The sequence below is a fragment of the Burkholderia sp. Bp8994 genome (genome assembly GCF_003853805.1).
Classification (GTDB): Bacteria; Pseudomonadota; Gammaproteobacteria; order Burkholderiales; family Burkholderiaceae; genus Burkholderia.
This window is the reverse complement of the sequence record NZ_QTQH01000019.1, coordinates 133,282-159,853: the sequence shown is the minus strand read 5'-3', so window position 1 is coordinate 159,853 and position 26,572 is coordinate 133,282. Positions and strand designations below refer to the sequence as shown.

Annotated in this window: 25 protein-coding genes; 15 read left to right on the top strand and 10 right to left on the bottom strand. The window is 65.7% G+C overall.

Annotated elements, in window-relative coordinates:
- Positions 1-240: hypothetical protein (locus tag DIE04_RS29840; protein WP_185500395.1), on the top strand; the 240-nt coding region annotated here is incomplete at its 5' end.
- Between the two features lie 159 nt (positions 241-399).
- On the opposite strand, the gene DIE04_RS21740 is transcribed toward DIE04_RS29840, so the two are convergent.
- Positions 400-1,176, bottom strand: coding sequence for an enoyl-CoA hydratase (locus DIE04_RS21740; protein ID WP_044845869.1), 777 nt, complete (start codon positions 1,174-1,176; stop codon positions 400-402).
- 129 nt (positions 1,177-1,305) lie between these two features.
- On the opposite strand from DIE04_RS21740, the gene paaN reads away from it, so the two are divergent.
- The 5 genes from paaN (at position 1,306) to paaK (ending at position 6,930) form a co-directional block, all read left to right on the top strand.
- A complete protein-coding gene (paaN, locus tag DIE04_RS21735) occupies positions 1,306-3,012 on the top strand; it encodes a phenylacetic acid degradation protein PaaN (RefSeq protein ID WP_124522165.1) in 1,707 nt (568 codons plus the stop codon).
- Positions 3,013-3,099: 87 nt separating this feature from the next.
- Positions 3,100-4,302 (top strand): 3-oxoadipyl-CoA thiolase, encoded by a 1,203-nt coding sequence (pcaF, locus tag DIE04_RS21730; RefSeq protein WP_124522167.1) that lies wholly within the window; start codon positions 3,100-3,102, stop codon positions 4,300-4,302.
- A gap of 45 nt (positions 4,303-4,347) precedes the next feature.
- The gene (gene paaG / locus DIE04_RS21725; protein WP_124487913.1) at positions 4,348-5,139 is read left to right on the top strand and encodes a 2-(1,2-epoxy-1,2-dihydrophenyl)acetyl-CoA isomerase PaaG; all 792 of its coding nucleotides are present in this window, start codon (positions 4,348-4,350) and stop codon (positions 5,137-5,139) included.
- 1 nt (position 5,140) lies between these two features.
- On the top strand, positions 5,141-5,593 hold the full coding sequence (gene paaI / locus DIE04_RS21720) for a hydroxyphenylacetyl-CoA thioesterase PaaI (RefSeq protein WP_185500394.1): 453 nt from the start codon (positions 5,141-5,143) through the stop codon (positions 5,591-5,593).
- 38 nt (positions 5,594-5,631) lie between these two features.
- Positions 5,632-6,930, top strand: coding sequence for a phenylacetate--CoA ligase PaaK (gene paaK / locus DIE04_RS21715; protein ID WP_044845874.1), 1,299 nt, complete (start codon positions 5,632-5,634; stop codon positions 6,928-6,930).
- Between the two features lie 136 nt (positions 6,931-7,066).
- On the opposite strand, the gene DIE04_RS21710 is transcribed toward paaK, so the two are convergent.
- Both DIE04_RS21710 and apaG read right to left on the bottom strand, forming a co-directional pair.
- Positions 7,067-8,299 (bottom strand): murein transglycosylase A, encoded by a 1,233-nt coding sequence (locus tag DIE04_RS21710; RefSeq protein ID WP_124522169.1) that lies wholly within the window; start codon positions 8,297-8,299, stop codon positions 7,067-7,069.
- Positions 8,300-8,377: 78 nt separating this feature from the next.
- Positions 8,378-8,752: a Co2+/Mg2+ efflux protein ApaG gene (apaG, locus tag DIE04_RS21705; RefSeq protein WP_057924835.1), complete on the bottom strand. Its 375-nt coding sequence runs from the start codon at positions 8,750-8,752 to the stop codon at positions 8,378-8,380.
- A gap of 177 nt (positions 8,753-8,929) precedes the next feature.
- Here apaG and rpe point away from each other — a divergent pair, with 177 nt between their 5' ends.
- From rpe to DIE04_RS21665, 8 genes are all read left to right on the top strand, one after another.
- A complete protein-coding gene (rpe, locus tag DIE04_RS21700) occupies positions 8,930-9,616 on the top strand; it encodes a ribulose-phosphate 3-epimerase (RefSeq protein ID WP_044845875.1) in 687 nt (228 codons plus the stop codon).
- A gap of 4 nt (positions 9,617-9,620) precedes the next feature.
- Complete coding sequence (locus tag DIE04_RS21695; RefSeq protein WP_124487911.1) at positions 9,621-10,367, top strand: phosphoglycolate phosphatase; 747 nt, start codon at positions 9,621-9,623, stop codon at positions 10,365-10,367.
- A gap of 358 nt (positions 10,368-10,725) precedes the next feature.
- Complete coding sequence (gene trpE, locus DIE04_RS21690) at positions 10,726-12,219, top strand: anthranilate synthase component I (RefSeq protein WP_059449739.1); 1,494 nt, start codon at positions 10,726-10,728, stop codon at positions 12,217-12,219.
- Between the two features lie 13 nt (positions 12,220-12,232).
- Positions 12,233-12,832: an aminodeoxychorismate/anthranilate synthase component II gene (locus DIE04_RS21685; RefSeq protein WP_124522171.1), complete on the top strand. Its 600-nt coding sequence runs from the start codon at positions 12,233-12,235 to the stop codon at positions 12,830-12,832.
- A 13-nt stretch (positions 12,833-12,845) separates the two neighbouring features.
- Positions 12,846-13,877 carry an anthranilate phosphoribosyltransferase gene (gene trpD / locus DIE04_RS21680; RefSeq protein ID WP_039318793.1) on the top strand — a complete coding sequence of 344 codons (1,032 nt, stop codon included), beginning with the start codon at positions 12,846-12,848 and terminating at the stop codon, positions 13,875-13,877.
- 29 nt (positions 13,878-13,906) lie between these two features.
- Positions 13,907-14,692 (top strand): indole-3-glycerol phosphate synthase TrpC, encoded by a 786-nt coding sequence (gene trpC, locus DIE04_RS21675; protein WP_044845878.1) that lies wholly within the window; start codon positions 13,907-13,909, stop codon positions 14,690-14,692.
- Entirely contained in the window at positions 14,692-15,318 is a 627-nt protein-coding gene (locus DIE04_RS21670; protein WP_044845879.1) for a CYTH domain-containing protein, read from the top strand. Before trpC ends, DIE04_RS21670 begins: the two co-directional genes overlap by 1 nt.
- Before the next feature lie 13 nt (positions 15,319-15,331).
- A complete protein-coding gene (locus DIE04_RS21665; RefSeq protein ID WP_124487908.1) occupies positions 15,332-16,273 on the top strand; it encodes a uracil-DNA glycosylase in 942 nt (313 codons plus the stop codon).
- Positions 16,274-16,401: 128 nt separating this feature from the next.
- On the opposite strand, the gene DIE04_RS21660 is transcribed toward DIE04_RS21665, so the two are convergent.
- The 4 genes from DIE04_RS21660 to DIE04_RS21645 all read right to left on the bottom strand — a co-directional run bounded on the left by DIE04_RS21660 (position 16,402) and on the right by DIE04_RS21645 (position 21,069).
- Positions 16,402-16,998 carry an FMN-dependent NADH-azoreductase gene (locus DIE04_RS21660; RefSeq protein WP_124487907.1) on the bottom strand — a complete coding sequence of 199 codons (597 nt, stop codon included), beginning with the start codon at positions 16,996-16,998 and terminating at the stop codon, positions 16,402-16,404.
- A gap of 147 nt (positions 16,999-17,145) precedes the next feature.
- A complete protein-coding gene (locus DIE04_RS21655) occupies positions 17,146-18,945 on the bottom strand; it encodes a M61 family metallopeptidase (RefSeq protein ID WP_124522173.1) in 1,800 nt (599 codons plus the stop codon).
- A gap of 126 nt (positions 18,946-19,071) precedes the next feature.
- Entirely contained in the window at positions 19,072-19,800 is a 729-nt protein-coding gene (locus DIE04_RS21650) for a DsbC family protein (RefSeq protein WP_044845883.1), read from the bottom strand.
- A 90-nt stretch (positions 19,801-19,890) separates the two neighbouring features.
- Positions 19,891-21,069: a UbiH/UbiF family hydroxylase gene (locus DIE04_RS21645; protein WP_124487905.1), complete on the bottom strand. Its 1,179-nt coding sequence runs from the start codon at positions 21,067-21,069 to the stop codon at positions 19,891-19,893.
- Positions 21,070-21,316: 247 nt separating this feature from the next.
- Here DIE04_RS21645 and ychF point away from each other — a divergent pair, with 247 nt between their 5' ends.
- Complete coding sequence (ychF, locus tag DIE04_RS21640) at positions 21,317-22,411, top strand: redox-regulated ATPase YchF (RefSeq protein ID WP_059532716.1); 1,095 nt, start codon at positions 21,317-21,319, stop codon at positions 22,409-22,411.
- Between the two features lie 76 nt (positions 22,412-22,487).
- Here ychF and DIE04_RS21635 read toward each other — a convergent pair whose 3' ends face one another.
- From DIE04_RS21635 to gabP, 3 genes are all read right to left on the bottom strand, one after another.
- Positions 22,488-23,549: a radical SAM protein gene (locus DIE04_RS21635; RefSeq protein ID WP_124522175.1), complete on the bottom strand. Its 1,062-nt coding sequence runs from the start codon at positions 23,547-23,549 to the stop codon at positions 22,488-22,490.
- A gap of 39 nt (positions 23,550-23,588) precedes the next feature.
- Positions 23,589-24,458, bottom strand: a complete 870-nt coding sequence (locus tag DIE04_RS21630) for an alpha/beta fold hydrolase (RefSeq protein WP_124522177.1) — start codon at positions 24,456-24,458, stop codon at positions 23,589-23,591.
- A gap of 374 nt (positions 24,459-24,832) precedes the next feature.
- Positions 24,833-26,224: a GABA permease gene (gene gabP, locus DIE04_RS21625; RefSeq protein ID WP_124487902.1), complete on the bottom strand. Its 1,392-nt coding sequence runs from the start codon at positions 26,222-26,224 to the stop codon at positions 24,833-24,835.
- Positions 26,225-26,572 lie beyond the last annotated feature (348 nt).

Sequence of the window (26,572 nt, the reverse complement as noted above, 5' to 3'; positions counted from 1 at the left end):
TTAATTTTTAAAGAGCATTTCTGCGAGGACCCGGAGGCTTTCTCAGCAGCGCTGCGTTTTCAGCAGCAGAGAAGCGAGATTATTAACCGCTTTTTTCAGTTCGTCAACAACTTTTTAACTACTTCGTTGCGACGGCTGGGGTTCAACTTCTTGCACCGCCGAGGCCGCTACGACCAGCCCGACAGCACCGCTTCCCTTCTTCTCCCGCGCCGCGTTTCCGTTAGCGCGAAAGAGGCGTGATTCTAAGCACCTGCCCCGCTCTCCGCAACCCCTTTGTGAAAATATTTTGAAAAGCCCCCGTGCGCTGCCGCGCACGGGGGCTTTGGGTTCATTGCACCAGGCGATCATGGCGGCGACCGACACCCGTCGCTCGCCAAGCTCCACCCGGCCGCCGGCGAATCAACGGTTCTTGAATACCGGTTTCCGCTTCTCGACGAATGCCGCCATCCCTTCCTTCTGATCTTCGGTAGCGAACAACGAATGGAACAGTCGACGCTCGAAATGGACACCCTCGGCCAGCGTCGTCTCGTATGCGCGGTTCACCGACTCCTTGACCATCATGACCGCCGGCAGCGAAAACTCGGCGATCGTCGTCGCAGCGGCAATCGCCTCGTCGAGCAGCTTGTCGGCAGGCAGCACACGCGACACCAGCCCGGCCCGCTCCGCCTCGGCTGCATCCATGAAACGTGCGGTCAGGCACATGTCCATGGCCTTCGCCTTCGAGACCGCGCGCGGCAGGCGCTGCGTACCGCCTGCGCCAGGCATCACGCCCAGCTTGATCTCGGGTTGACCGAACTTGGCCGTTTCCGCCGCGAAGATGATGTCGCACATCATCGCGAGTTCGCAGCCACCGCCGAGCGCGAAGCCCGCCACGGCAGCGATGATCGGCTTGCGGATCTCGCGGACGGTCTCCCAGTTACGGGTGATGTAGTCGCCGCGGTAAACATCCATATAGGAATAGGTCGCCATCATGCCGATGTCGGCCCCGGCCGCGAACGCCTTCTCGCTCCCCGTCACGACGATTGCGCCGATCTCGTCGTCCGCGTCGAACGCCTTCAGCGCAGCGCCCAATTCATCCATCAATGCATCGTTCAGCGCATTCAGCGCCTTCGGACGGTTGAGCGTGACCAGCCCGACTCGCCCCCGGGTCTCCACCAGGATGTTCTCGTAAGACATCTATTTCTCCTCGATCAATGAAATGAGAAACGCCTCGCACATGCGAATAGTTTGATGCTACCATTCTCCGACCAACCGGTCGGTTAATTAATCGATCCAACCCTTCTCAACGTCCATCAGGCCGCCGTCATGACCCATGCACTGTTCACGAAGCACGAAGACACGCTGAAACACGCCCTCGCCGCCATCGAGAGCCGCGGGTACTGGAGCCCGTTCGCGGAAATGCCGAGTCCCAAAGTGTACGGGGAAAGCGCGAGCGCCGATGGCGAAGCGGCGTTCAAAGCACACCTCGGCAACACGTTCGTGCTCGACCAGCCGGCGTCCGACGGAACCGTCGGCGCGGAGCAGTCGCCGTACGGGGTCGCGCTGGACATCCGCTACCCGAAATCGACGCCCGACGAACTGATTGCCGCGGCCGCCGCGGCCCAGCGTGCATGGCGCGAAGCCGGCCCGAGCGCCTGGATCGGCATCAGCCTGGAAATTCTCGCGCGACTGAATCGTGCGAGCTTCGAGATTGCCTACAGCGTGATGCACACGACGGGCCAGGCGTTCATGATGGCCTTCCAGGCCGGCGGCCCGCACGCGCAGGATCGCGCACTCGAAGCGGTCGCCTACGCATGGGACGAATTGCGTCGCATCCCCGCCGATGCGCACTGGGAGAAGCCGCAAGGCAAGAACCCGCCGCTCGCGATGCACAAGCGCTATACGATCGTCCCGCGCGGCACCGGCCTCGTGCTCGGCTGCTGCACGTTCCCGACCTGGAACGGCTACCCGGGCCTGTTCGCCGACCTGGCGACCGGCAACACGGTGATCGTCAAACCCCATCCGGGCGCGATCCTGCCGCTCGCGATCACGGTCCGCATCGCCCGCGACGTGCTGCGCGAAGCCGGCTTCGATCCGAACGTCGTCACGCTCCTCGCGACCGAGCCGAACGACGGCGCCCTCGTGCAGGACCTCGCGCTGCGTCCTGAAATCAAGCTGATCGACTTCACGGGCAGCACGCAAAACGGCACGTGGCTCGAACGCAATGCCCACCAAGCACAGGTGTATACCGAGAAGGCAGGCGTCAACCAGATCGTGATCGACTCGACCGACGACCTGAAGGCTGCAGCCAAGAACATCGCGTTCTCGCTGGCGCTGTACTCCGGCCAGATGTGCACGGCACCGCAGAACATCTATGTGCCGCGCGACGGCATCCGGACGGCAGACGGTCATGCGAGCTTCGACGAAGTCGCACAGGCCATCGCCGTCTCCGTGCAGAAGCTGACCGGCGACCCGGCGCGCTCGGTCGAACTGATCGGCGCGATCCAGAACGACGGCGTGACCGCGCGCATCGACGACGCGCGCAAGCTCGGCCGCGTGCTCGCCGACAGCCAGACGCTCCAGCACCCGGCGTTCGCCGACGCTCGCGTGCGCACGCCGCTCGTGCTGCAACTCGACGTGGCCGACCGCGCGAAGTTCACGCAGGAATGGTTCGGCCCGATCTCGTTCGTGATCGCGACCGACTCGACCGCGCAGTCGCTCGATCTCGCCGGCGAAATCGCCGCGGAACATGGCGCATTGACGCTGTCCGTCTACAGCACCGACGACAAGGTCCTCGACGCTGCGCACGATGCGGCGGTGCGTGGCGGCGTCGCGCTGTCGATCAACCTGACGGGCGGCGTGTTCGTCAACCAGTCGGCCGCCTTCTCCGACTTCCACGGCACCGGCGCGAACCCGGCCGCCAACGCGGCGCTGGCCGACCCGGCGTTCGTCGCCAATCGGTTCCGCGTGGTGCAAAGCCGCGTCCATGTTGCGCCGAAGGCAGTGCCTGCGGAAGCCGGCCAGACGGCATAACCCGAATGGCCGACGTGCAAACGCCGCCACGTTCTCTACCATGAACGAATCCGTCAACCGGCGGGTTCGTTGCACATCGACACACCCATGACCGACGCCTACATCTGCGACGCGATTCGCACCCCCATCGGCCGCTACGGCGGCGCCCTGAAAGACGTTCGTGCCGACGATCTCGGCGCGGTGCCGCTCAAGGCGCTGATCGAACGCAACCGCAACGTCGACTGGTCGGCCATCGACGACGTGATCTACGGCTGCGCGAACCAGGCCGGCGAGGACAACCGCAACGTCGCGCGCATGTCCGCGCTGCTTGCGGGCCTGCCGACCGCCGTGCCGGGCACGACGCTGAACCGGCTGTGCGGCTCGGGCATGGACGCCGTCGGCACCGCCGCGCGCGCGATCAAGGCGGGCGAGGCACGCTTGATGATCGCGGGCGGCGTCGAAAGCATGACGCGCGCGCCGTTCGTGATGGGCAAGGCCGCCAGCGCGTTTGCGCGCCAGGCCGCCATTTTCGACACGACGATCGGCTGGCGTTTCGTCAATCCGCTGATGAAACAGCAATACGGCGTCGATTCGATGCCGGAGACGGCCGAGAACGTCGCGGTCGACTACGACATCAGCCGCGCCGACCAGGACCTGTTCGCGCTGCGCAGCCAGCAGAAAGCCGCGCGCGCGCAGCGGGACGGCACGCTCGCCGAGGAAATCGTCCCGGTGACGATTCCGCAGAAGAAAGGCGACGCGCTCGTCGTATCCGTCGACGAGCATCCGCGCGAAACGTCGCTCGAAGCGCTCGCGAAGTTGAAGGGCGTCGTGCGCCCGGACGGCTCGGTGACGGCCGGCAACGCGTCGGGCGTCAACGACGGCGCATGCGCAGTGCTGCTCGCCAACGCGGAAGCCGCCGATCAATACGGGCTGCGCCGCCGTGCGCGCGTCGTCGGCATGGCGACCGCCGGCGTCGAGCCGCGCGTGATGGGCATCGGCCCGGCGCCGGCCGCGCAGAAACTGTTGCGCCAGCTCGGGATGACGATCGACCAGTTCGACGTGATCGAGCTGAACGAGGCATTCGCGTCGCAGGGTCTCGCGGTGCTGCGCATGCTCGGCATCGCCGACGACGATCCGCGCGTGAACCCGAACGGCGGCGCGATCGCGCTCGGCCACCCGCTCGGCGCATCGGGCGCCCGGCTCGTGACCACGGCACTTCATCAACTCGAGCGTACGGCCGGCCGCTTTGCGCTCTGTACGATGTGCATCGGCGTCGGCCAGGGCATCGCGATCGCCATCGAACGCGTGTAACCGACGCACCGCGCGCCTATAACGAAGTCATGAAGGAGACACTGCATGTCATATCAGGCGATCCAGCTGGATATCGATCAGGCTGCCCACGTGGCCACGATCACCCTCAACCGTCCGGACAAGCTGAACAGCTTCACGCGGGCAATGCACCGCGAATTGCAGTCGGCACTCGATGAAGTCGAGACGGCCGGCGCGCGTGCGCTGATCCTGACGGGTGCGGGGCGCGGCTTCTGCGCAGGCCAGGACCTGGCCGACCTCGACTTCACGCCGGGCGCGTCCACCGACCTCGGCACGCTGATCGACGAGCATTTCAATCCACTGATCCGCCGCCTGCAACGCATGCCGATTCCGGTGATCGCCGCCGTCAACGGCACGGCGGCCGGCGCCGGCGCGAATCTCGCGCTCGCCTGCGACATCGTGTTCGCCGCGCGCTCGAGCAGTTTCATCCAGGCCTTCGTCAAGATCGGGCTCGTGCCCGATTCGGGCGGCACATGGTTCCTGCCGCAACGCGTCGGCATGGCACGCGCGCTGGGGCTCGCCCTGACCGGCGACAAGCTCGGCGCCGAACAGGCCGAACAATGGGGCTTGATCTGGCGCGCGGTCGACGACGATGCGCTCGCCGCGTCGGCCCGTCAAGTTGCCAACCAGCTCGCGCAGCAACCGACGCTCGCGATCGCGTCGATCAAGCAGTCGATGCGCGACAGCGTCACGAATACGCTCGACCAGCAGCTCGACCTCGAGCGTGACCTGCAGCGCAAGCTCGGCCAGTCGTACGACTACGCGGAAGGCGTGAAGGCGTTCATCGAGAAGCGCGCGCCGCGGTTCGAGGGACGTTGACATGACCACCCCCACCGACACGCTCGACCCCGATGCGCTCGCCCGTGCGGCGGCACGGGCCATGTACGACGCGGACGCCTGCAGCCGCGCGTTCGGCATGGAAATCGCCGAAGTGCGCGCCGGCTACGCACGCCTGCAGATGCGCGTACGGCCGGAATTCCTGAACGGGCACCAGACCTGCCACGGCGGCATCATCTTCACGCTCGCCGATTCGACGTTCGCGTTCGCGTGCAACTCGTACAACCTGAATACCGTTGCCGCGGGCTGCTCGATCGAATACCTGCGCCCCGTCTACGGCAACGACCTGCTGACGGCCGAGGCGATCGAGCAGACACGCAGCGGCCGGCATGGCGTCTACGACATCCGCGTCACGAACCAGACAGGCGAAACGGTCGCGATGTTTCGCGGCAAATCGGCCCAGATCAAGGGCACGGTCCTCCCGGAAGACCGCTGACGTCCACGGCTCGCTCATAACAATCACTGGAGACAGGCATGACTACCCCGCTACCGCTCGAGCCGATCGAGACCGCTTCACGCGACGAGCTGACCGCGTTACAGCTCGAACGCCTGAAATGGTCGCTCCGGCATGCGTATGAGCACTCCCCCGTCTATCGCCGCAAATTCGACGAAGCGGGCGTGCATCCCGACGACCTGAAGACACTCACGGATCTGTCGCGCTTCCCGTTCACGACCAAGAGCGACCTGCGCGACAGCTACCCGTTCGGCATGTTCGCGGTGCCGCAGGACCAGATCTCGCGCATTCACGCGTCGTCGGGCACGACCGGCAAGCCGACCGTCGTCGGCTATACGGCGCGCGACATCGATACGTGGGCGAATCTCGTCGCACGCTCGATCCGCGCGGCCGGCGCGCGGCGCGGCGACAAGGTTCACGTCAGCTACGGCTACGGTTTGTTCACCGGCGGGCTCGGCGCACACTACGGCGCCGAACGCGCAGGGCTCACCGTAATCCCGTTCGGCGGCGGCCAGACCGAGAAGCAGGTGCAGCTGATCCAGGATTTCCGGCCCGACATCATCATGGTGACGCCAAGCTACATGCTGTCGATCGCCGACGAGATCGAGCGCCAGGGTCTCGATCCCGCGCAGAGTTCGCTGCGCATCGGCATCTTCGGCGCGGAACCGTGGACGAACGACATGCGCGTGGCCATCGAGCAGCGGATGGGCATCGACGCGGTCGACATCTATGGGCTGTCCGAAGTGATGGGCCCGGGCGTCGCGTCGGAATGCGTCGAGACCAAAGACGGCCCGACCATCTGGGAAGACTACTTCTACCCGGAAATCATCGACCCCGAAACCGGCGAAGTGCTGCCGGACGGTGAACTCGGCGAGCTGGTCTTCACGTCGCTGACCAAGGAAGCGCTGCCGATCATCCGCTATCGCACCCGCGACCTCACGCGCCTGCTGCCCGGCACCGCGCGCACGATGCGCCGGATGGAAAAGATCACCGGGCGCTCGGACGACATGATGATCGTGCGGGGTGTCAACGTCTTCCCGACGCAGATCGAGGAACAGCTGCTGAAGCAGCGCGCGCTGGCACCGCACTATCAGATCGTGCTGACGAAGGAAGGTCCGCTCGACGTGCTGACGCTCAATGTCGAGCCGTGTCCCGAAACGGCGCCGGACACGGCCGCGATCCACGCGGCCAGACAGGCGCTCGCACACGACATCAAGTCGCTGATCGGCGTGACGGCTGTCATCAACGTATTGCCCGTGAACGGAATCGAGCGCTCGGTCGGCAAGGCGCGACGCGTCATCGACAAGCGCAAGGGCTGATACCGGCTACGGCACGAGGGCGCTCCGGAACAGCGATCATGCGCGGCCCTCGAAAAAACAGCCCGACCGGCCAAAACCGGTCGGGCTGCCTCGTCTCGATGCGCCGGCTACACGTGCGTGCCGGCGTCACCGCGGATCACGAATTCGGGAACAGCAGCCACATCCGGCCGATCTGCTTCATCCGTCCGGCCTGGTCGCCGGCGTCGTCGCCGAGCCCCCAGAAATAGTCGGCCCGCACGCCGCCCTTGATCGCGGAACCCGTGTCCTGCGCGAACACGAGCCGGTTCATCGGCGTATTGGTCAGCGGACGCGTGGTCTGCAGGAACACCGGCGTGCCGAGCGGGATCGACGACGGATCGACCGCGATCGAACGCTCCGCCGTGAGCGGCACGCCGAGCGCACCGATCGGGCCGTCCGCGCCGCCGTGCGGTGCATCTTCCTTCGTCGGCATGTCGCGGAAAAACACGAATCGCGGATTCGTGTCGAGCAACGCATCCACGCGCGTCGGGTTCGCCTTCGCCCACGCCTTGATGCCCTGCATCGTCGCCTGGGCGGGCGTCAGCTCGCCGCGATCGAGCAGCCACTTGCCGATCGAGCGATACGGCTGGTTGTTGGTGCCGCCGAAACCCACCCGCATCACCGAACCGTCGTCGAGCAGCACGCGTCCCGAGCCCTGCACCTGCAGGAAGAACGCCTCGATCGGATCGTCGACCCACACGAGTTCGTTGCCGTTCAGGATGCCGGCGCGCTCGAGCTGCGCGCGAGCGGGCAGCGCGGCACCGGCACGATAGCCGGCCGGCCAGCGGTACAGCGCGTACTGGTAAGGACCGCGACGCACGCGGGAGCCATGCAGCAGCGGCTCGTAATAGCCGGTCACGAGCCCGTCGAGCGTGCCGTCGGTGTTCGCCAGCTGAAACGGCGTGAAATACGTTTCGAAGAAGGTACGCGCGCTGCTGACGTCGAGTTCGTCGAGGCGATCGGCGGCCGCGCAGGCGCGCTGCCACGCCGGCTGCCGCGCAAGCCGCGCGCAGTTCTGCCGCAGCGCGGCCGTCGCGCCGATCAGCGAATCGTCCTGCCACCCCGGCACCTGTTGCCATGCGACCGGCGTCAGCCGCTTCGCGGCGACCTGCCCCGGCACGATCGCCGCACCGGTCGGCGGCTTGAGCGTCGACGTGCGCGTCGGCGCGCCGCCGCACGCGGCAAGCAGCGCTGCCGCTGCGACCGCCGCAACCCAGCCGGCCGCCCGCGGCCCAAACCACATACAATGTCCGTTCTTGATGGAAACCGCCATGTCAGATTTTCTCGACCAATATCCGATGCTCATCTTCGCGCTCGAAGCCTTCGTAGCGCTTGCCCTGCTGGTCTTCATCGTCGTGTGGACGTCGTCGGGCAGGAAGAAGCACGCCCGCGGCAACGACCGCCAGCCGCGCTGACCAGCCCCGCACGCTCAATGCAGCGTGCGCGGCATGTGCAGCGCAAACTCGTCGACCGGCGCGTCGAACCGCTCGCCGTCCTCCGCCACGCAAAAGTACGCGCCGCGCATCGTGCCGACCGGCGTCGCGATCACGGCCCAGCTCGTGTATTCGAACTGTTCGCCCGGCTGCAGCAGCGGCTGGTGCCCGACGACGCCGAGCCCCTTCACTTCCTGCACGTGGTTTTCGCTGTCCGTGATGATCCAGTGACGCGCGATCAGCTGGGCCGCGACCTGCCCGGTATTGCGGATGGTCAGCGTGTACGCGAATGCGTATTGACGCCGATCGGGGTCGGATTGTTCCGGCAAGTAGCTGGTTTTCACCGAAACGGTGAACTGATACTGACTCATGATGTTTCCGCTGTAGGTAACCGCCCGCGCCCACTCGAGCGGCAGGGCCGCGGGCGCGCCGCACTGGTTCGGCATTCTATGCGGAATCGGGCCGCAACCGCACGGCCCGTCGCCGCGCACCGGGTCGCCGGACGGTAGAATGGCGGTTTTGCGCCGCAGCGTCCCCGCTCCCCTGTCATGACTCAATTCCGCATCGCTCCCAGCATCCTGTCGGCCGACTTTGCACGGCTCGGCGAAGAAGTCCGCAACGTGGTCGCCGCCGGCGCCGACTGGATTCACTTCGACGTGATGGACAACCATTATGTGCCGAACCTCACGATCGGCCCGCTCGTCTGCGAGGCGATCCGCCCGCACGTGCAGGTGCCGATCGACGTGCACCTGATGGTGCGCCCGGTCGACCGGATCGTGCCCGATTTCGCGAAAGCCGGCGCGAACCTGATCAGCTTCCACCCGGAAGGCTCGGACCACATCGACCGTACGCTGTCGCTGATCCGCGATCACGGCTGCAAGGCCGGCCTCGTGTTCAACCCGGCGACGCCGCTGAACTATCTCGATCACGTGATGGATCGCCTCGACTTCGTGCTGCTGATGTCGGTGAACCCGGGCTTCGGCGGCCAGTCGTTCATTCCGGAAACGCTGAACAAGCTGCGCGAAGCGCGCGCCCGCATCGACGCGTACACCGAGCGCACCGGCCGCGAGATCCTGCTCGAGGTCGACGGCGGCGTGAAGGCCGACAACATCGCGGAAATCGCGGCGGCCGGCGCGGACACCTTCGTCGCGGGTTCGGCGATCTTCGGCAAGCCCGATTACCGCACGGTGATCGACGAGATGCGTGCCGCGCTCGCCACCGTCGCGCGGAGCTGACGCCGTGGCCGATTCCTCGCTGGCCGGGGCCGCAGCCGACGGCACGGTCCGTTTCGCGACGCCGCGCATCGACGCGGCGCTGATCGACCTCGACGGCACGATGGTCGACACGGCCGACGATTTCACGGCCGGGCTGAACGGAATGCTCGCGCAGCTCGGCGCGCCGGCCACGTCGCGCGACGAGGTGATCGGCTACGTCGGCAAGGGCTCCGAGCATCTGATCCAGAGCGTGCTGAAGCCGCGCTTCACGCGCGACGAAGCGCACGCGCGCTTCGACGACGCGCTCGCGATCTACCAGACCGAGTACGCGAAGATCAACGGCCGCCACACGCGTCTCTATCCGGACGTCGCAACCGGCCTCGATGCGTTGCGCACGGCCGGCATCCGGCTCGCATGCGTGACGAACAAGCCGCACCGCTTCGCGGTCGAGCTGCTCGAGCAATACGGGCTGATCGATCGCTTCGGCATCGTGCTCGGCGGCGACAGCGTCGCGCGCAAGAAGCCCGATCCGCTGCCGATGCTGACGGCGTGCGAAGCGCTCGGCGTCGCGCCGGACGCGGCGGTCGCGATCGGCGACTCGGAAAACGACGCGCTGGCGGGCCGCGCGGCCGGGATGGCGACGCTGACGGTGCCATACGGCTACAACCACGGCAAAGCTATACAAACGATAAATTCGGATGGTATAGTCGATTCGTTGCTGGTCGCGGCCCGCGCGATCACCGCGCACAACGCCGGCCGGCCAACCCTCTGATTATTTCTTCCATCCGCATGTTTCTGAATAAAAAACGGAGTCTGAGCAGCATCGACCGGGGAGCCTGGCCCTGGCGTCGCTGGTCGCGCTAACCTCTTCGATGAGGTACGCTGAGGCACGTCTTCAGCGCCGTTTTTTATCTCGCTGCGCAGCCGCGCGCCGATCGTCGCACCACCTCGAGTTCTACCGCGTCCGAACGCTTGCGTTCAGGACCGGCCGCAGGCTCGCGACGTTCACGCCCGGCGTGCCGGCCGGCAACAGGCACTTCTCGATCGACCGCCCTTTCGCCGACGGCAGCCCGCGTAGCGTCAAGTGATCCCTGGCGCACTCCGCCGCTCGTCCCGAACAGGACCGGAACATGACCGAACTCGAATTCCAATCGCTTGCGAACGAAGGCTACAACCGCATCCCGCTGATCGCGGAAGCGCTCGCCGACCTCGAAACGCCGCTGTCCCTCTACCTGAAGCTGGCCCAGCCTGAACGCGCGGGCGCCAACTCGTTCCTGCTCGAGTCGGTGGTCGGCGGCGAACGCTTCGGCCGCTATTCGTTCATCGGCCTGCCCGCCCGCACGCTGGTGCGCACCCGCAACGGCGTGTCCGAAGTGGTGCGCGACGGCCAGGTCGTCGAGACGCACGACGGCGACCCGTTCGAATTCATCGAGTCGTTCCAGGCGCGCTTCAAGGTGGCGCAGCGCCCGGGCCTGCCGCGCTTCTGCGGCGGCCTCGCCGGCTATTTCGGTTACGACGCGGTGCGCTACATCGAGAAGAAACTCGCGAACACCGCGCCGCGCGACGATCTCGGCCTGCCCGACATCCAGCTGCTGCTCACCGAAGAAGTCGCGGTGATCGACAACCTCGCCGGCAAGCTCTATCTGATCATCTATGCGGACCCGGCCCAGCCGGAAGCCTATACGAAGGCCAAGCAGCGCCTGCGCGAGCTGAAGCAGCGCCTGCGCACGACCGTGCAGCCGCCCGTCACGTCGGCGAGTGTGCGCACCGAGACGTTCCGCGAGTTCAAGAAGGAAGACTATCTGGCCGCCGTGCGCCAGGCGAAGGAATACATCGCGGCCGGCGAACTGATGCAGATCCAGGTCGGCCAGCGTCTGACGAAGCCGTATCGCGACAATCCGCTGTCGCTGTATCGCGCGCTGCGTTCGCTGAATCCGTCGCCGTACATGTACTACTACAACTTCGGCGATTTCCACGTGGTCGGCGCATCGCCGGAAATCCTGGTGCGCCAGGAAAAGCGCGGCGAAGACCAGATCGTCACGATCCGTCCGCTCGCCGGCACGCGTCCGCGCGGCAATACGCCCGAGCGCGATGCGGAACTCGCGACCGAACTGCTGAACGATCCGAAGGAAATCGCCGAGCACGTGATGCTGATCGACCTCGCGCGCAACGACGTCGGCCGCATCGCGGAAATCGGCTCGGTGCAGGTGACCGACAAGATGGTGATCGAGAAGTACTCGCACGTGCAGCACATCGTCAGCTCGGTCGAAGGCAAGCTGAAGCCCGGCATGACGAACTACGACGTGCTGCGCGCGACGTTCCCGGCCGGCACGCTGTCCGGCGCGCCGAAGGTGCGCGCGATGGAACTGATCGACGAGCTCGAGCCGATCAAGCGCGGGCTGTACGGCGGCGCCGTCGGCTACCTGTCGTTCTCGGGCGAGATGGATCTCGCGATCGCGATCCGCACGGGCCTGATCCACAACGGCAACCTGTATGTGCAAGCGGCAGCCGGCGTCGTCGCGGACTCGGTGCCCGAATCCGAATGGCAAGAGACCGAGAACAAGGCGCGCGCGGTGCTGCGTGCGGCCGAACAGGTCCAGGACGGCCTCGATAGCGACTTCTGACCGGAGACTGACCATGCTGCTCATGATCGACAACTACGACTCGTTCACCTACAACCTGGTCCAGTACTTCGGCGAACTGGGCGAGGACGTGCACACCTATCGCAACGACGAAATCACGCTCGACGACATCGCGCGCCTGAACCCCGACGCCATCTGCCTGTCGCCCGGCCCGAGCAACCCGCAGCACGCGGGCATCACGCTCGACGTGCTGCGCGAATTCGCGGGCAAGAAGCCGATCCTCGGCGTCTGCCTCGGCCATCAGGCGATCGGCGAAGCGTTCGGCGGCCGCGTCGTGCGCGCGAAGACCATCATGCACGGCAAGGTGAGCCGGATCGAAACCGACTGCCGCGGCGTGTTCGCCGACCTGCCGAAGCATTTCGACGTCACGCGCTACCATTCGCTCGCGATCGAACGCGAATCGCTGCCCGACTGCCTCGAGGTGTCCGCGTGGACCGACGACGGCGAGATCATGGGCGTGCGTCACAAGACGCTGCCGGTCGAAGGCGTGCAGTTCCACCCGGAATCGATCCTCTCCGAGCACGGCCACGCGCTGCTCGAGAATTTCCTGAAGCAGAACCGCGCAACGGCCCGCGCGGCCGCGCCGGCAGCCTGACGGGAGACGCACGATGACGATTACCCCGCAGGAAGCGCTGCAACGCACGATCGAGCACCGCGAGATCTTCCACGACGAAATGCTGCACCTGATGCGGCTCATCATGCGCGGCGACATGTCGCCCGTGATGGCGGCCGCGATCATCACCGGGCTGCGCGTGAAGAAGGAGACGATCGGCGAGATCGCCGCCGCCGCGACCGTGATGCGCGAATTCGCGAACCACGTCGAAGTGCAGGACAACTCGAACTTCGTCGACATCGTCGGCACGGGCGGCGACGGTGCACACACGTTCAACATCTCGACCGCGTCGATGTTCATCACGGCGGCGGCCGGCGCGAAGGTCGCGAAGCACGGCAACCGCGGCGTGTCGAGCAAGTCCGGCAGCGCCGACGTGCTCGAGGCGCTCGGCGTGAACATCGACCTGCAGCCCGACCAGGTTGCCGCATCGATCGCCGAAACCGGCATGGGCTTCATGTTCGCGCCGAACCATCATCCGGCGATGAAGAACATCGCGGCCGTGCGCCGCGAGCTCGGCGTGCGGACGATCTTCAACATTCTCGGCCCGCTGACCAATCCGGCCGGCGCGCCGAACCAGCTGATGGGCGTGTTCCACCCCGACCTCGTCGGCATCCAGGTGCGCGTGATGCAGCGCCTCGGCGCGCAGCACGTGCTGGTCGTGTACGGCAAGGACGGGATGGATGAAGTATCGCTGGGCGCCGCGACGCTCGTCGGCGAATTGCGCGACGGCAAGGTGCACGAATACGAGATCCATCCGGAGGACTTCGGCCTGCAGATGGTATCGAACCGCACGCTGAAGGTGGAAAATGCCGAGGAATCGCGCACGATGCTGCTCGGCGCGCTGGACAACCAGCCGGGTGTCGCACGCGAGATCGTCACGCTGAACGCGGGCACCGCGCTCTATGCAGCCAATATCGCCGAATCGATCGCCGACGGCATCCAGCTCGCCCGCGAAGCGATCGCGAGCGGCAAGGCACGCGCGAAGGTCGACGAACTCGTGCGCTTCACGCAGCAGTTCAAGCGCTGACTCCCTTTACGAATCAAGCAGGAACCCACATGAGCGACATTCTCGACCGAATCATCGCCGTCAAGCGCGAAGAAGTCGCGGCGGCCATGCGCAGCACGCCGCTCGAGGCACTGAAACTGGACGCATCGGCGCGCGACCTGCGCGACTTCGTCGGCGCACTGCGCGCGAAGCAGGCAGCGGGCCAGGCGGCGGTAATCGCCGAAGTGAAGAAGGCGAGCCCGTCGAAGGGCGTGCTGCGCGAGCATTTCGTGCCGGCCGACATCGCGCGCTCGTATGCGGCCCACGGCGCGGCGTGCCTGTCGGTGCTGACCGACGAGCAATTCTTCCAGGGCAGCGTCCGCTATCTCGAGGAAGCGCGTGCGGCGTGCACGCTGCCGGTGCTGCGCAAGGACTTCATCGTCGACGCGTACCAGATCCTCGAGGCGCGCGCGATGGGCGCCGACGCGATCCTGCTGATCGCGGCCGCGCTCGACACGCCGCTGATGCAGGACCTCGAGGCATACGCGCACTCGCTCGGCCTCGCGGTGCTGGTCGAAGTTCACGACCGCGACGAGATGGAACAGGCGCTGACGCTGAAGACGCCGCTGCTCGGCATCAACAACCGCAACCTGCGCACGTTCGAGACGACGATCCAGACCACGCTCGACATGCTCGACATGATTCCGCCGGATCGCATGGTCGTGACCGAGTCGGGCATCCTGTCGCGCACCGACGTCGACACGATGCGCGCGGCGAACGTGAACGCGTTCCTCGTCGGCGAAGCGTTCATGCGCGCCGACCAGCCGGGCGAGGAACTGGCGCGGATGTTCTTCTGATGGCGATCGAAAAGGAAATCAAGCTCGCACTGCCGGCCGGCCAGGCCGATGCGGCGCGGCGCTTTTTCGAGACGCTGACCGGCGAAACCGGTAACGTGATCGCGCTGGCGAACGTCTACTACGACACGCCCGACCTCGCGCTGGCTCGTTCGAAGAGCGCGGTGCGCGTGCGCCGCACGCCGCACGGCTGGCTGCAGACCTTCAAGACCGTCGGCAGCGCCGAAGCCGGCCTGCATCGCCGCCATGAATGGGAATTGCCGGTCGCCGGCGATGCGCTCGAAATCGACGCGCTGGTCACCGCGTGCGACGTGCCGGAGGCTGCCGGCGCGCTGCGCGATGCGGCGCCCGCGCTGCACGCGCTGTTCCGGACGGATTTTTCGCGTACGCTGTGGCGCATCGCAATCGGCGGCGCAACCGTCGAGGCCGCGGTGGACGTCGGCGAGATCGTCGTCCAGGCGGAACACGATACGCGCCGCGAACCGATCAGCGAAATCGAACTCGAACTGATCGACGGCCCGGAAGCGGCGCTCGCGACACTCGCCGCCGAACTGCAGCAGGCGCTGCCGGGCCTCGCCCCCGAAAACATCAGCAAGGCGCAACGCGGCTACCGGCTGCGCGCGCAATAAACCCGCATCACGCATGGCAACCCGCAAGACTTTCCGCACGCCGCAGCAGGCGTCGCTGTTCGATGATCCCGTGCCGGAAACGGCGCAGGACGATGTTCCCGCCCCGGCGCCTGCGCCGGCCGCAGCCGGGCGCAAGCCCGCAAAGAAGGCCGCGGCCGCCGCGCCGGTTTCCGCCGCGCCGCAGCCCGCTGCCGCCGACGCTCCCGGCACTCCCGCCGCCCCTGTTGTCGCGGATGTCCCGCACCTCGCCGCGCAATTCGACGCGCTGCCGGCCGTCTGGCGCGACGTGCTGAAACCCTTCACCGACAGCGACGCGTATGCGCCGCTGTGCCGCTTCGTCGACGACGAACGCGCGGCCGGCAAGACGGTCTACCCGACCGACGTGTTCCGCGCGCTGCGCCTGACGAGCCCGGACGACGTGAAGATCGTGATCCTCGGCCAGGACCCGTACCACGGCGACGACCGCGGCACGCCGCAGGCGCACGGCCTCGCGTTCTCGGTGCCGCCGGCCGTGCGCACGCCGCCGTCGCTGCGCAACATCTTCAAGGAGATCGCCGCGAATTTCGGCCACGACACGCCGCGTCACGGCTGCCTCGATACCTGGGCGCGCCAGGGCGTGCTGCTGCTCAACACCGTGCTGACGGTCGAGCGCGGTGCGGCCGCGAGCCACGCGAAGCGCGGCTGGGAGCAATGCACGGACACGCTGATCCGCGAACTCGCCAACCGCCATCGCGGCCTCGTGTTCATGCTGTGGGGCGCGCATGCGCAGGCCAAGCGCGCGCTGTTCGATGCGAGCGCGCACTGCGTGCTCGAGGCGCCGCATCCGTCGCCGCTGTCCGCTCACCGCGGTTTCCTCGGTTGCCGCCACTTCGCGCTCGCGAACGACTATCTGGTCGACGCTGGGCGCGAGCCGATCGACTGGCGCCTGCCGGAGGTGGCCGAAACGCTTGCGTAACCGCGTTGCGCGGTTAGCGCTTCACGTTTCGCCTTCGTCCGCATCAAGCAAAAACGCCGCGCCCCTTTCGGGACGCGGCGTTTTTTTCATCCGTCGGACGCAGCGGGTGCGGCGCACCCGCGTCGGCCTCAGACGGCAGCGATCGCTTCGCGTGCGCTGGCGAGCGCGGCGCTCTGCGCATCCGGCCCGAGGTTCAGGCCTTCAGCGTGGATGAAGTTCACGTCGGTCAGGCCGATGAAGCCGAGGAACGAGCGCAGGTACGGCGTCTGGCTGTCGTTCGGCGTACCCAGGTACTTGCCGCCGCGCGCCGTCACCACGTGAACCTTCTTGCCCTTGATCAGGCCTTCCGGACCGTTCTCGGTGTAGCGGAACGTGACGCCTGCGCGGGCGATCCAGTCGAAATACGTCTTCAGTTGCGACGACACGCCGAAGTTGTACATCGGTGCGCCGATCACGACGATGTCGGCGGCTTGCAGTTCGGCGATCAGCGCATCGCTCTTCGCGACGATCGCATTCTGTTCCGCGCTGCGCTGGTCGGCCGGCGTGAAGAATGCGCCGAGCACCGATTCGTCGAGGTGCGGCAGCGCGTCGGCCAGCAGGTCGCGAACCACGACCTTCGAACCGGGGTTCGATTGTTGCAGCTTTGCCGTCAGTTCGTTGGCCAGCAGCGTGGATTGCGCACCTTGCGAGCGCGCCGCGGAATTGATTTGCAGAATGGTCGTCATGTCAGGCTCCGGTTTGGTTGCGCTTCGGTAGCGCGAGTGACGCCATTGTGCGTGGCCGCATGGCCGCGAAAAAGCGGGTTCAGGGCGACGGATTGTTGCAGCAACAGAACAATCCATGATCGCGCCCCGAAACCCGCCCGTGCATGCTCAGCCCTTCAGCCAGGCTTCGCGGGCCTTCTGCGCGGCAGCCGGTTTCGCGGCGGCCGCGAGCCGGTAGCGCGCGATTTCCGGCCCGTCCAGTTTCAGTTTCGCGGTCCGCAGCTCGTCGCGGCGGAATACGTGCACCTCGACCTTGTCGCCCGGCCGGTAACGCGCGAGCAGCATGTCGAGGTTCGTGCCGGTGACGCGCAGCCCGTCGAGCGCGATCAGCGTGTCGCCCGCCGACAGCCCCGCGCGATGCGCGCCGCCGCCTTCGTAGACCGCCGCCAGCGTGCAGTCCACGCCGCCGCGCAGCCGCGCGCCGATGGTCGGCTTCGCGGTCGCACCCGCTGCAACCTCCGGCGTGAGCGTCACGCCGAACGGCGCCAGCAGGTCGGCGAGCGGCAGGTCGCGCGTGCCGTGCACGGCGTCCGCGAACAGCCGGCCGAGCGCGACGCCCGTCGCTTCCTCGATCAGCGTCTCGACCTCGTTTTCTTCGACACCCGCCTGCTTGCCTCGATAGAACTCGCGGCCGTAGCGTTGCCACAGCAGACGCATCACGTCGTCGAGCGACTTGCGGTTGCGCGTCTGCGCGCGGATCGCGAGATCGAACGCAAGCGCGACGAGCGAACCCTTCGTGTAATAGCTGACGATCGCGTTGGTCGCGTTCTCGTCCTGACGGTAGTACTTGATCCACGCGTCGAACGAGCTGTCCGCGACGCTCTGCTTCAGGCGCCCCGTACCGCGCAGCACGCCGCCGACGGTACGGCCGAGCGCCGCGAAATATTCGTCCTGCGACATCAGCCCGCTGCGCACCAGCATCAGGTCGTCGTAATACGACGTGAAGCCTTCGAACAGCCACAGCAGCGACGTGTAGTTTTCGCGCGCGAGGTCGTACGGCACGAACGCCGCCGGCTTGATGCGCTTCACGTTCCACGTATGGAAATACTCGTGGCTGCAAAGGCCGAGGTACGTGCGATAGCCTTCCGTCGTTTCCGGCCGGCCCTTCACCGGCAGGTCGGTGCGGTTGCAGATCAGCGCGGTCGACGCACGGTGCTCGAGGCCGCCGTAGCCGTCGCTGACCGCGAGCGTCATGAACACGTAGCGGTCCATCGGCGCCTGTTTCGATTTCGGTTCGAACAGCGCGATCTGCGCTTCGCACACGCGCTTCAGGTCGGTGCGCAGCCGCTCCATGTCGAGCTGCGTCACACGCCCGGCGATCACGATGTCGTGCGGCACACCGTGCGCGTCGAACGTCGCCAGCGCGAATTCGCCGATCGTCACCGGATGGTCGGCGAGCTCGTCGTAGTTCGCTGCGCGATACGCGCCGAACCCGTAGCGCCTGGTCCCGCGTGCCTCGGGCAACGACGTGCCGACCCGCCACGTGCGAAACGCCGGGCCCGCCGGTTTCGCGATGTCGACCTCGCATGGCGCATCCTCGCGGCCGGCGGCGCTCAGGAACACGGCCGTGGCGTTGAAGAAGCCGCCCGAGTCGTCGAGATACGCGGAGCGGACCGACAGGTCCCATGCGTACACGTCATAGCGCAACGTCAGCGCGCCGTTCACCGGCGCGGCCTGCCACGTGTTCTTGTCGGTTTTCGCGATCCGTACCTTGCGGCCCGCGTCGTTGAACGCGGCGAGCGTCACGATGTTGCGCGCGAACTCGCGCACGAGGTAGCTGCCCGGAATCCATACCGGCAGCGAGAAGCGCTGGCCTTCGGGATCGGGATCGGTGACCGTCACCGTCACTTCGAACAGGTGCGCGGCAAGATCTTTCGGGGCAATCGAATAGCGGATCGGCTGGGTCATCGTGGCAATCGGTCGAAAATCGGACGGGGAATCAGACGGAATACGGCGGCGGAAACGAAGAGAGGCGCCGGCAGAGATCGCGGGCGCCCCTCGCTGGCCGGGCCGTGCGGCCCGGCGTGTCGCCGGTTACTTGCTCGACGCGAGCGCCTGGTTCAGCTGGTCGGCCGACACCGCGCCCGGCAGGCGGCGGCCGTCGGGCAGGAAGATCGTCGGCGTGCCGGTGACGTTCATCCCGCGGCCCAGCGCGAGGTTCTTGTCGAGCGCGGTCGTATCGCAGGCGCCGGCGCCGGTCGGCACGCGATGGTCGAGCATCCAGCCCTCCCAGGATTTCGCGCGGTCGGTCGCGCACCAGATCGCCTTCGACTTCGTGGTCGAATCGGGCGACAGCACCGGGTACAGGAACGTGTAGACGGTCACGTTGTCGACCGACTGCAGCGTCGTCTCGAGGCGCTTGCAGTACGGACAGTTCGGATCGGAGAACACCGCGATCTTGCGGGCGCCGTTACCTTTGACGACCTTGATCGCGTTGGCGAGCGGCAGGCTCGCGAAGTCGATCTTGTTGAGGTCGGACAGGCGCGCGTCGGTCAGGTTCTTGTGCGTCTTGGTGTCGACGAGATCGCCGAGCAGCACGTAGTCGCCGGCTGCATCGCTATAGATGATCTGCGTGCCGAGGTTCACTTCGTACAGGCCCGCGACGGGCGACTTCGACACGCTCTTGATCGGCGCGTCGTTGCCGAGACGCGCTTGCAGCGTGGCTTTCAGCTTGTCGGTGGTCTGGTCGGCCTGCGCGGTACAGCCGAGCGTCGCCATCGTGACGGCCAGCGCCAGCGATGCGATGCGGATCGTTTTTTTCATCCTGTCGTTCCTTCAGCTCAATCGGAGTGCACGTCACAGTGTACGCCGTAACGGAGCCCAGTCCGACAGGCCGAGGGCGCGAAGGTTCGCTCAGCCAAGCGCGGCCGACACGAGCCAGCGCTTCACGAGCGGTTGCGCGCCGACGAACGCCATGCCCGCGTTGCGGACCGCCTTCGCGAACGAGCCCGGAACCGCGAACAGCCGCTGCAGCCCGTCGGTCGCGACCATCAGTGCGCGGATGTCCTCGCGGCGCGAGCGCTCGTAGCGGCGCAGCAGCACCGTATCGCCGAGGTTGCGGAAGCTCTCCTTGTTCGCGATCGCATCGGCGAGTGCCGCGACGTCGCGCAGCCCGAGGTTCATCCCCTGCCCCGCGAGCGGATGGATCAGGTGCGCGGCATCGCCGACGAGCGCGACGCGCGGGGCGATCAGCTTGTCGACGGTCTGCAGCGCGAGCGGGAAGCCGGCCGCCGGCGTCACGCATTCCAGCGTGCCGACCTGGCCGTGCGACACGCGCTCGACTTCCGCCGCGAGCTGCGCGGGATCGAGCGCGAGCAGTTCGTCCGCATGCGCGGTGTGCGCGGACCATACGAGCGACACGTGACCGTCCGGCAGCGGCAGCAACGCAATGATCTCGCCTTCGTGAAACCACTGACAGGCCGTCTCGCGGTGCGGCAGCGACGCCTTGAAGTTCGCGACGACGCCCGTCTGCCGGTAATCGCGCCGCTCGACCCTGGCCCCCATTTGAGAACGCACCCACGAATGCGCGCCGTCCGCGCCGACCACGAGGTCCGCTTCGAGCACCTTGCCCGACGACAGCGTCAGCACGGCCGCGTCGTCGCGCACGTCGAAGCCCTGTGCACGCGCGTCGAACCACGTGAGGTTCGGCTGGAACCGCAGCGCCGCGTCCAGCGACGTCTCGATCAGCGACGATTCGGCGATCCAGGCCAGTTGCGGCACGGAGGCCTGGTACGCGGAGAAATGCAGCTCCGCGTGCGCGTCGCCGTACACGCGCATGTCGTACACCGGCGCGAGCCGGCCATGGTCCAGCGCCTGCCAGACCCGCAGCCGCTCCAGCAATGCCTGCGAGCTGGACGACAGCGCGTAGATGCGGGTGTCGAACGCGAGATCGGCGGGGCGCGGCGTGGCCGGCTGGGCGAGCAAGGCGGTCTTGTAGCCGGACTGGGTCAGTGCGAGCGCGGCCGTCTTGCCGACGAGCCCGCCGCCGACCACGGCGACGTCGAAGGTGTGGTGGGCAGTCATGGCGGGCATTATAGCCGTGGGGCCAATCCCTTACGCGGCCGGACTTTGCGGGAAATCAGCAGAATCGCAGGCGGGTCCGGCAGCGCGGCGGCCCGTCGCATCGGGCGTTCGGGTGAAGGCCGGAAACCGGGGCGTCGGCACGGTACAATAGCGCCTTTGAACGTCGGCCCGCCGCGCCCCGCGCGCCGGCCGTCCCTATTTTCCCGCGCCGCCGTGCCTTGTCCGGCCGCGCCGCGCCACCCGTCCGAAGGATTCCATGAGTCTCAAATGCGGCATCGTCGGCTTGCCCAACGTCGGCAAGTCCACCCTGTTCAATGCGCTGACCAAGGCCGGCATCGCCGCCGAGAACTACCCGTTCTGCACGATCGAGCCGAACGTCGGCATCGTCGAAGTGCCTGACACGCGCCTGAAGGCGCTCGCCGAGATCATCAACCCCGAGCGCATCGTGCCGGCCGTCGTCGAATTCGTCGACATCGCGGGCCTCGTCGCGGGCGCGAGCAAGGGTGAAGGCCTCGGCAACCAGTTCCTCGCGAACATCCGCGAAACCGATGCGATCACGCACGTCGTGCGCTGCTTCGAGGACGACAACGTCATCCACGTCGCCGGCAAGGTCAGCCCGATCGACGACATCGAAGTGATCAACACCGAACTCGCGCTCGCCGACCTCGGCACCGTCGAGAAGGCGCTCACGCGCTACTCGAAGGCCGCGAAGTCCGGCAACGACAAGGAAGCGGTGAAGCTCGCCGCGGTGCTCGAGAAGGTGCGCGCGCACCTCGACCAGGGCAAGGCCGTGCGCGGCCTCGATCTGTCGGACGACGAGCAGGCGCTGCTCAAGCCGTTCTGCCTGATCACCGCGAAGCCGGCGATGTACGTCGCGAACGTGAAGGACGACGGCTTCGAGAACAACCCGCACCTCGAAGCGGTGCGCAAGTACGCGGAAAGCGAGAACTCGCCGGTGGTCGCGGTGTGCGCGGCGATCGAGGCGGAAATCGCCGATCTCGACGATGCGGACAAGGAAGCGTTCCTCGCCGACATGGGCATGGAAGAGCCGGGCCTCGACCGCGTGATCCGCGCGGGCTTCAAGCTGCTCGGCCTGCAGACCTACTTCACCGCGGGCGTGAAGGAAGTGCGCGCGTGGACGATCCACATCGGCGACACGGCGCCGCAAGCGGCCGGCGTGATTCATACGGACTTCGAGCGCGGCTTCATTCGCGCGCAGACGATCGCATTCGACGACTTCGTCGCGTACAAGGGCGAACAAGGTGCGAAGGAAGCCGGGAAGATGCGTGCGGAAGGGAAGGAATACGTCGTGCACGACGGGGATGTGATGAACTTTCTGTTCAACGTCTGAACCTCGCTCCGATACCCATGCACAAAGCCCGCATTTTGCGGGCTTTTTGATTTTCGATTCCGGCAACTGCATCGCATTACTGCACCGTGCAATCCGACGTGCGCCCAACGCGGTTGCGCGGATGGTAACTTGACCAGACGAACTGACTGAAATAGCTCTCCGCGACCTCCGTCCATGTCCTAAGTCCATCGGCTTCCTGCAGCACATGCTTGGCGTTAACGAGCAACCACGACATCACGGCCTGGCTGTCGCGACACTTCGCGCATTCTCCTGAAGTACAGCAGCGCGCCAGCGTATGCAGGTCTGCGCGATACGCGTTGAATTTCGGCAACGCGGGCCACCCCGAGGCAAACCGTTCCGCATTCTGCGGATGACCTTCGCTGACACTCGGGCAACTGGCATAGCCGAATGTTCCCCAGGCGGTTTCCCCACGCATGAGTGCTGCCAGGTAGTACGGATGGCTCGCCACGGTTTCAGGGTATTTGGCCTTCAATTCGAGCAATACGTTCAGGAGTTGCTCCTCACCACGTCGGCGAAGCGGCCCGGCAACATCGTATGGACTGTAGTAATTGAACAGCAGTCGATTTCCGTTATCCCGGATCCTGCGCACCGTTTCTTCGATATAAGCCATTCCATCGATCGACACGGCAAAGACGAAACCTGCCCGTTCGTCGTCGCGATAATTAGCCAACGCCTTGTCGAACAAGCCAGTGAAACGCTTTCCGTTCGGGCCGATCGCGCGTAGTTCGTCATCGAGCGGGCCGCCACCGAACACCGAGACCGCAATGGTGACATCTTCGAAACCCTCGTAAGGAATTCGTCGAAGCCCGTTTGTCGAAACGGACACCTTCGGCATGTATTTCCTGAACACGCTTATCCGGTCCAGATAAAGCGCGGGCTCGCCGCCTATCAGCAATGGCGCGTTGATCCCGCGCGCCGCCTCATCCTTCACGCGTGCCTCGAGATGCAACGTATCGTTCAACTCATCCGACGCGACGTCGAATTCGTTTTCGACGAACCAGCACCCCTTGCAGCGCAAATTGCATCGATTGGTGAGATGGTAAAGCGACGCGCGCGTCTCCCTCGCTTCGTTTCTGACTGCTTTGAAGCGCATCTTCATGTCGATTGAATCGTCCATCGTGGTCTCCTGATTTGAGGACGCAAGCGGGCCTGAGCGTCAACTCAGCAATCCTCTGGTGAGTTCCGGCCACAGCGACGCATGCTGGCGGCGGAACATGCCGACGTGACCGATTGCGCGGCCATCGCATTTTTCCGGGCTGATGAAATGGACGTGACATCTGGCTCGCGGCAACCATCGCAGCCAGTCTTCGATATTGGCCGGCGTCGCGAGCGGATCGTCAGTCGCTGCGACTACGGTGACGGGAGCGGAGAATTCGTTGTAGTAATGACGCGCAATGCCGACCCCGAACTCGTTCGCTACGTATCCGGGGCGGCGACACCATCGGGCCCACTGAAGCCCGACGCGTGCAGGCAGATCGTCGCCCCAGCCGAGCACCCGGGCAGGCACATAGCCGAGCAGACGTGCGGTAACCGGGACGTAGACATTTGCCAGCGACAATGCGGCAATTCGATTCGGCCACCGGATGTTGCCGACGTATCCGGATGAAGCGGATATCGCACACAGCGAGCGTACCGACGCGTGATTCGGCATCAGTCCGACCAGTTGTGCGCCGGCACTATGACCGATCAGATGCGCTTCGCTCGCGCCGGTTTCTCGAAGAAGCCAGTCAAGCGCTGCGGGCATGTCAAGCTGCCCCCAGTCTTGTTTGCGGGCACGCGACTGGCGAACGTGACGCACGTCGAGCGACGCCCCCATCCCCCGATAATCGAATACGAATACCGAATATCCCGTTGCGCGCAGCCAATCCGCGAATGGAAAATAAAAGGACTGGCGAAGGCCCGTTGCAGGGCAAATGAGTACCGGTAAACAAGTGGCACCGGCCGCAGGAAAATACGTGCCCCCCAAGGGAAAACCGTCGCGTGCATGAAATGCAGCGCGTACATGGGGTATCGGCCGCCCGCTCATCGCTCTGGGCTCGATAGGGTGAACACGGGAAGATGCGCCCCGTATTCGGTAACGAACCTACGGCCTGGTTTCTGAATCCAGCCGTATAACAAAGGATTCCAAATCGATTCGCCCATCGATTCACCCCGGTTATCGAAGTGATCAATGTATTAAGTCACTGCCGCCAATGAAATCAGACAAGTTCGATTTTTGACCACAAATGTCGATACCGCCGCTGTCGCCGAAAAATCCATGTCGACACGGGAAACGGCATCCGCTTGTTCTGAAAGACAAATGGCCGGACCGGCTTTTGCCGATCAGGCCATTTGTTACGACGGGAACCTCTCCGCCAACCGACAGCGAACGCTCAGGCCCGCTGCCGCATCGTCACTTCATCACATCGCCGACACCCGCCGCCCCGCCCCCGCTCGCGCATCGCGACCGCGCTTGTTCAGCCAAGACGCAAACAGCACGAGCAGCGCGAGCACGGCCGTCGCACCGACTTCCATCCGGTGTTCCTCGCTGACGAACATCACGGTCAGCGTGCCGCAGATGAACAGGATCACCGCCCACGTGAGCCACGGGAACAGCCACATCCGCAGCGTCAGGTCGGCGCCGCCCGATTCGAGCGTCTTGCGCATCCGCAGCTGCGAGATCGCGATCACGAGATACACGAGCAGCGCGATCGCACCCGACGTCGCCAACAGGAAGCCGAACACCTGCTCCGGCATCAGGTAGTTCGCGATCACGGTCAGGAAACCGAATGCGGTCGATGCCAGCACGGCCGCACGCGGCGTACCGGTCGAATCGGTGCTGTGCAGGAACGCAGGTGCGTCCTTGCGCTTGGACAGCGAGAACAGCATCCGCGATGCGGTGTACAGCGCGGAATTCAGGCAGCTCGCGACCGACACGAGCACGATCACGTCGATGATTGCCTTCGCGTTCGGAATGCCGATCAGCTCCATCGCACGCTGATACGAGCCGTGCTTCGGCAGCAGCGGATCGTTCCACGGCACGATCGCCGCGACGACGAGGATCGAGCCGAGATAGAACAGCGTGATACGCCAGATGACGGAATTGGTCGCACGCACGATCTGGCGTTGCGGGTTGTCCGACTCGGCGGCCGCGATCGTCACGATCTCGGTACCGAGGAACGAGAACATCGTCGTCAGCATCGCCGCGAGCACCGCGCCGGCGCCGTTCGGCATGAAGCCCTGGTGCGCGAAGAGGTTCGACACGCCCGATACGGCCGGCGCGGGCACGATGCCGACGATTGCCGCACCGCCGATGCACAGGAACACGACGATCGCGACAACCTTGATCAGCGCGAACCAGAATTCGAATTCGCCGTAGTTCTTGACCGAGAAGAGGTTGGTGATCGTCAGCAGCAGCGTGATGCCGAGCGCGAAGATCCAGGTCGCGACGCCGGGGAACCACGCATTGAGGATGGTAGCCGCAGCGGTTGCCTCGATCGGGATCACGAGCACCCAGAACCACCAGTACAGCCAGCCGATGGAGAAGCCCGCCCAGTGACCGATCGCGCGATCGGCATAGGTCGAGAACGAACCGCTGTCCGGATGCGCGACGGCCATCTCGCCGAGCATGCGCATCACCAGCACGACCAGGACGCCCGCGATCGCATACGCGAGGATCGAAGCCGGGCCGGCTTCCGCGATTGCGTGGCCGGAGCCGACGAACAAGCCCGCGCCGATGACGCCGGCAATCGACATCATCGTCACGTGCCGCTGCTTCAGACCCGTGCCGAGGCCTGTCTTGCTTCCACTCATGTGTCTCTCTCCAAAAAACGGTTCTGGTATGACCGGGTGTCGCGTGAAGGCGGCGGGGAGTTGTCGTTGTTGAACCCGGCAGCCCGCCGCGCATGCGCGCATACGGGCAGGAAGCCGGGTCGAGCCTGTTCCGGTCGGTGCGCGACGCAGTCTGCGAAGCCGCGGGTGCGATGCGGCGCACGAGGTGCCGGCGCATCGCGTGCGCCCTTTCCGTCGGCTGTCGGTCAGCCGCCTTCGAAGCGAAGGAGTGTAAGCATCAAACGGTTCTTCACTAAGAACCAATTGAAGAATTTCGATGGATCCACTTGTTGCATCGATGCGAACCGATGCAACGCATGATCCGGTTCG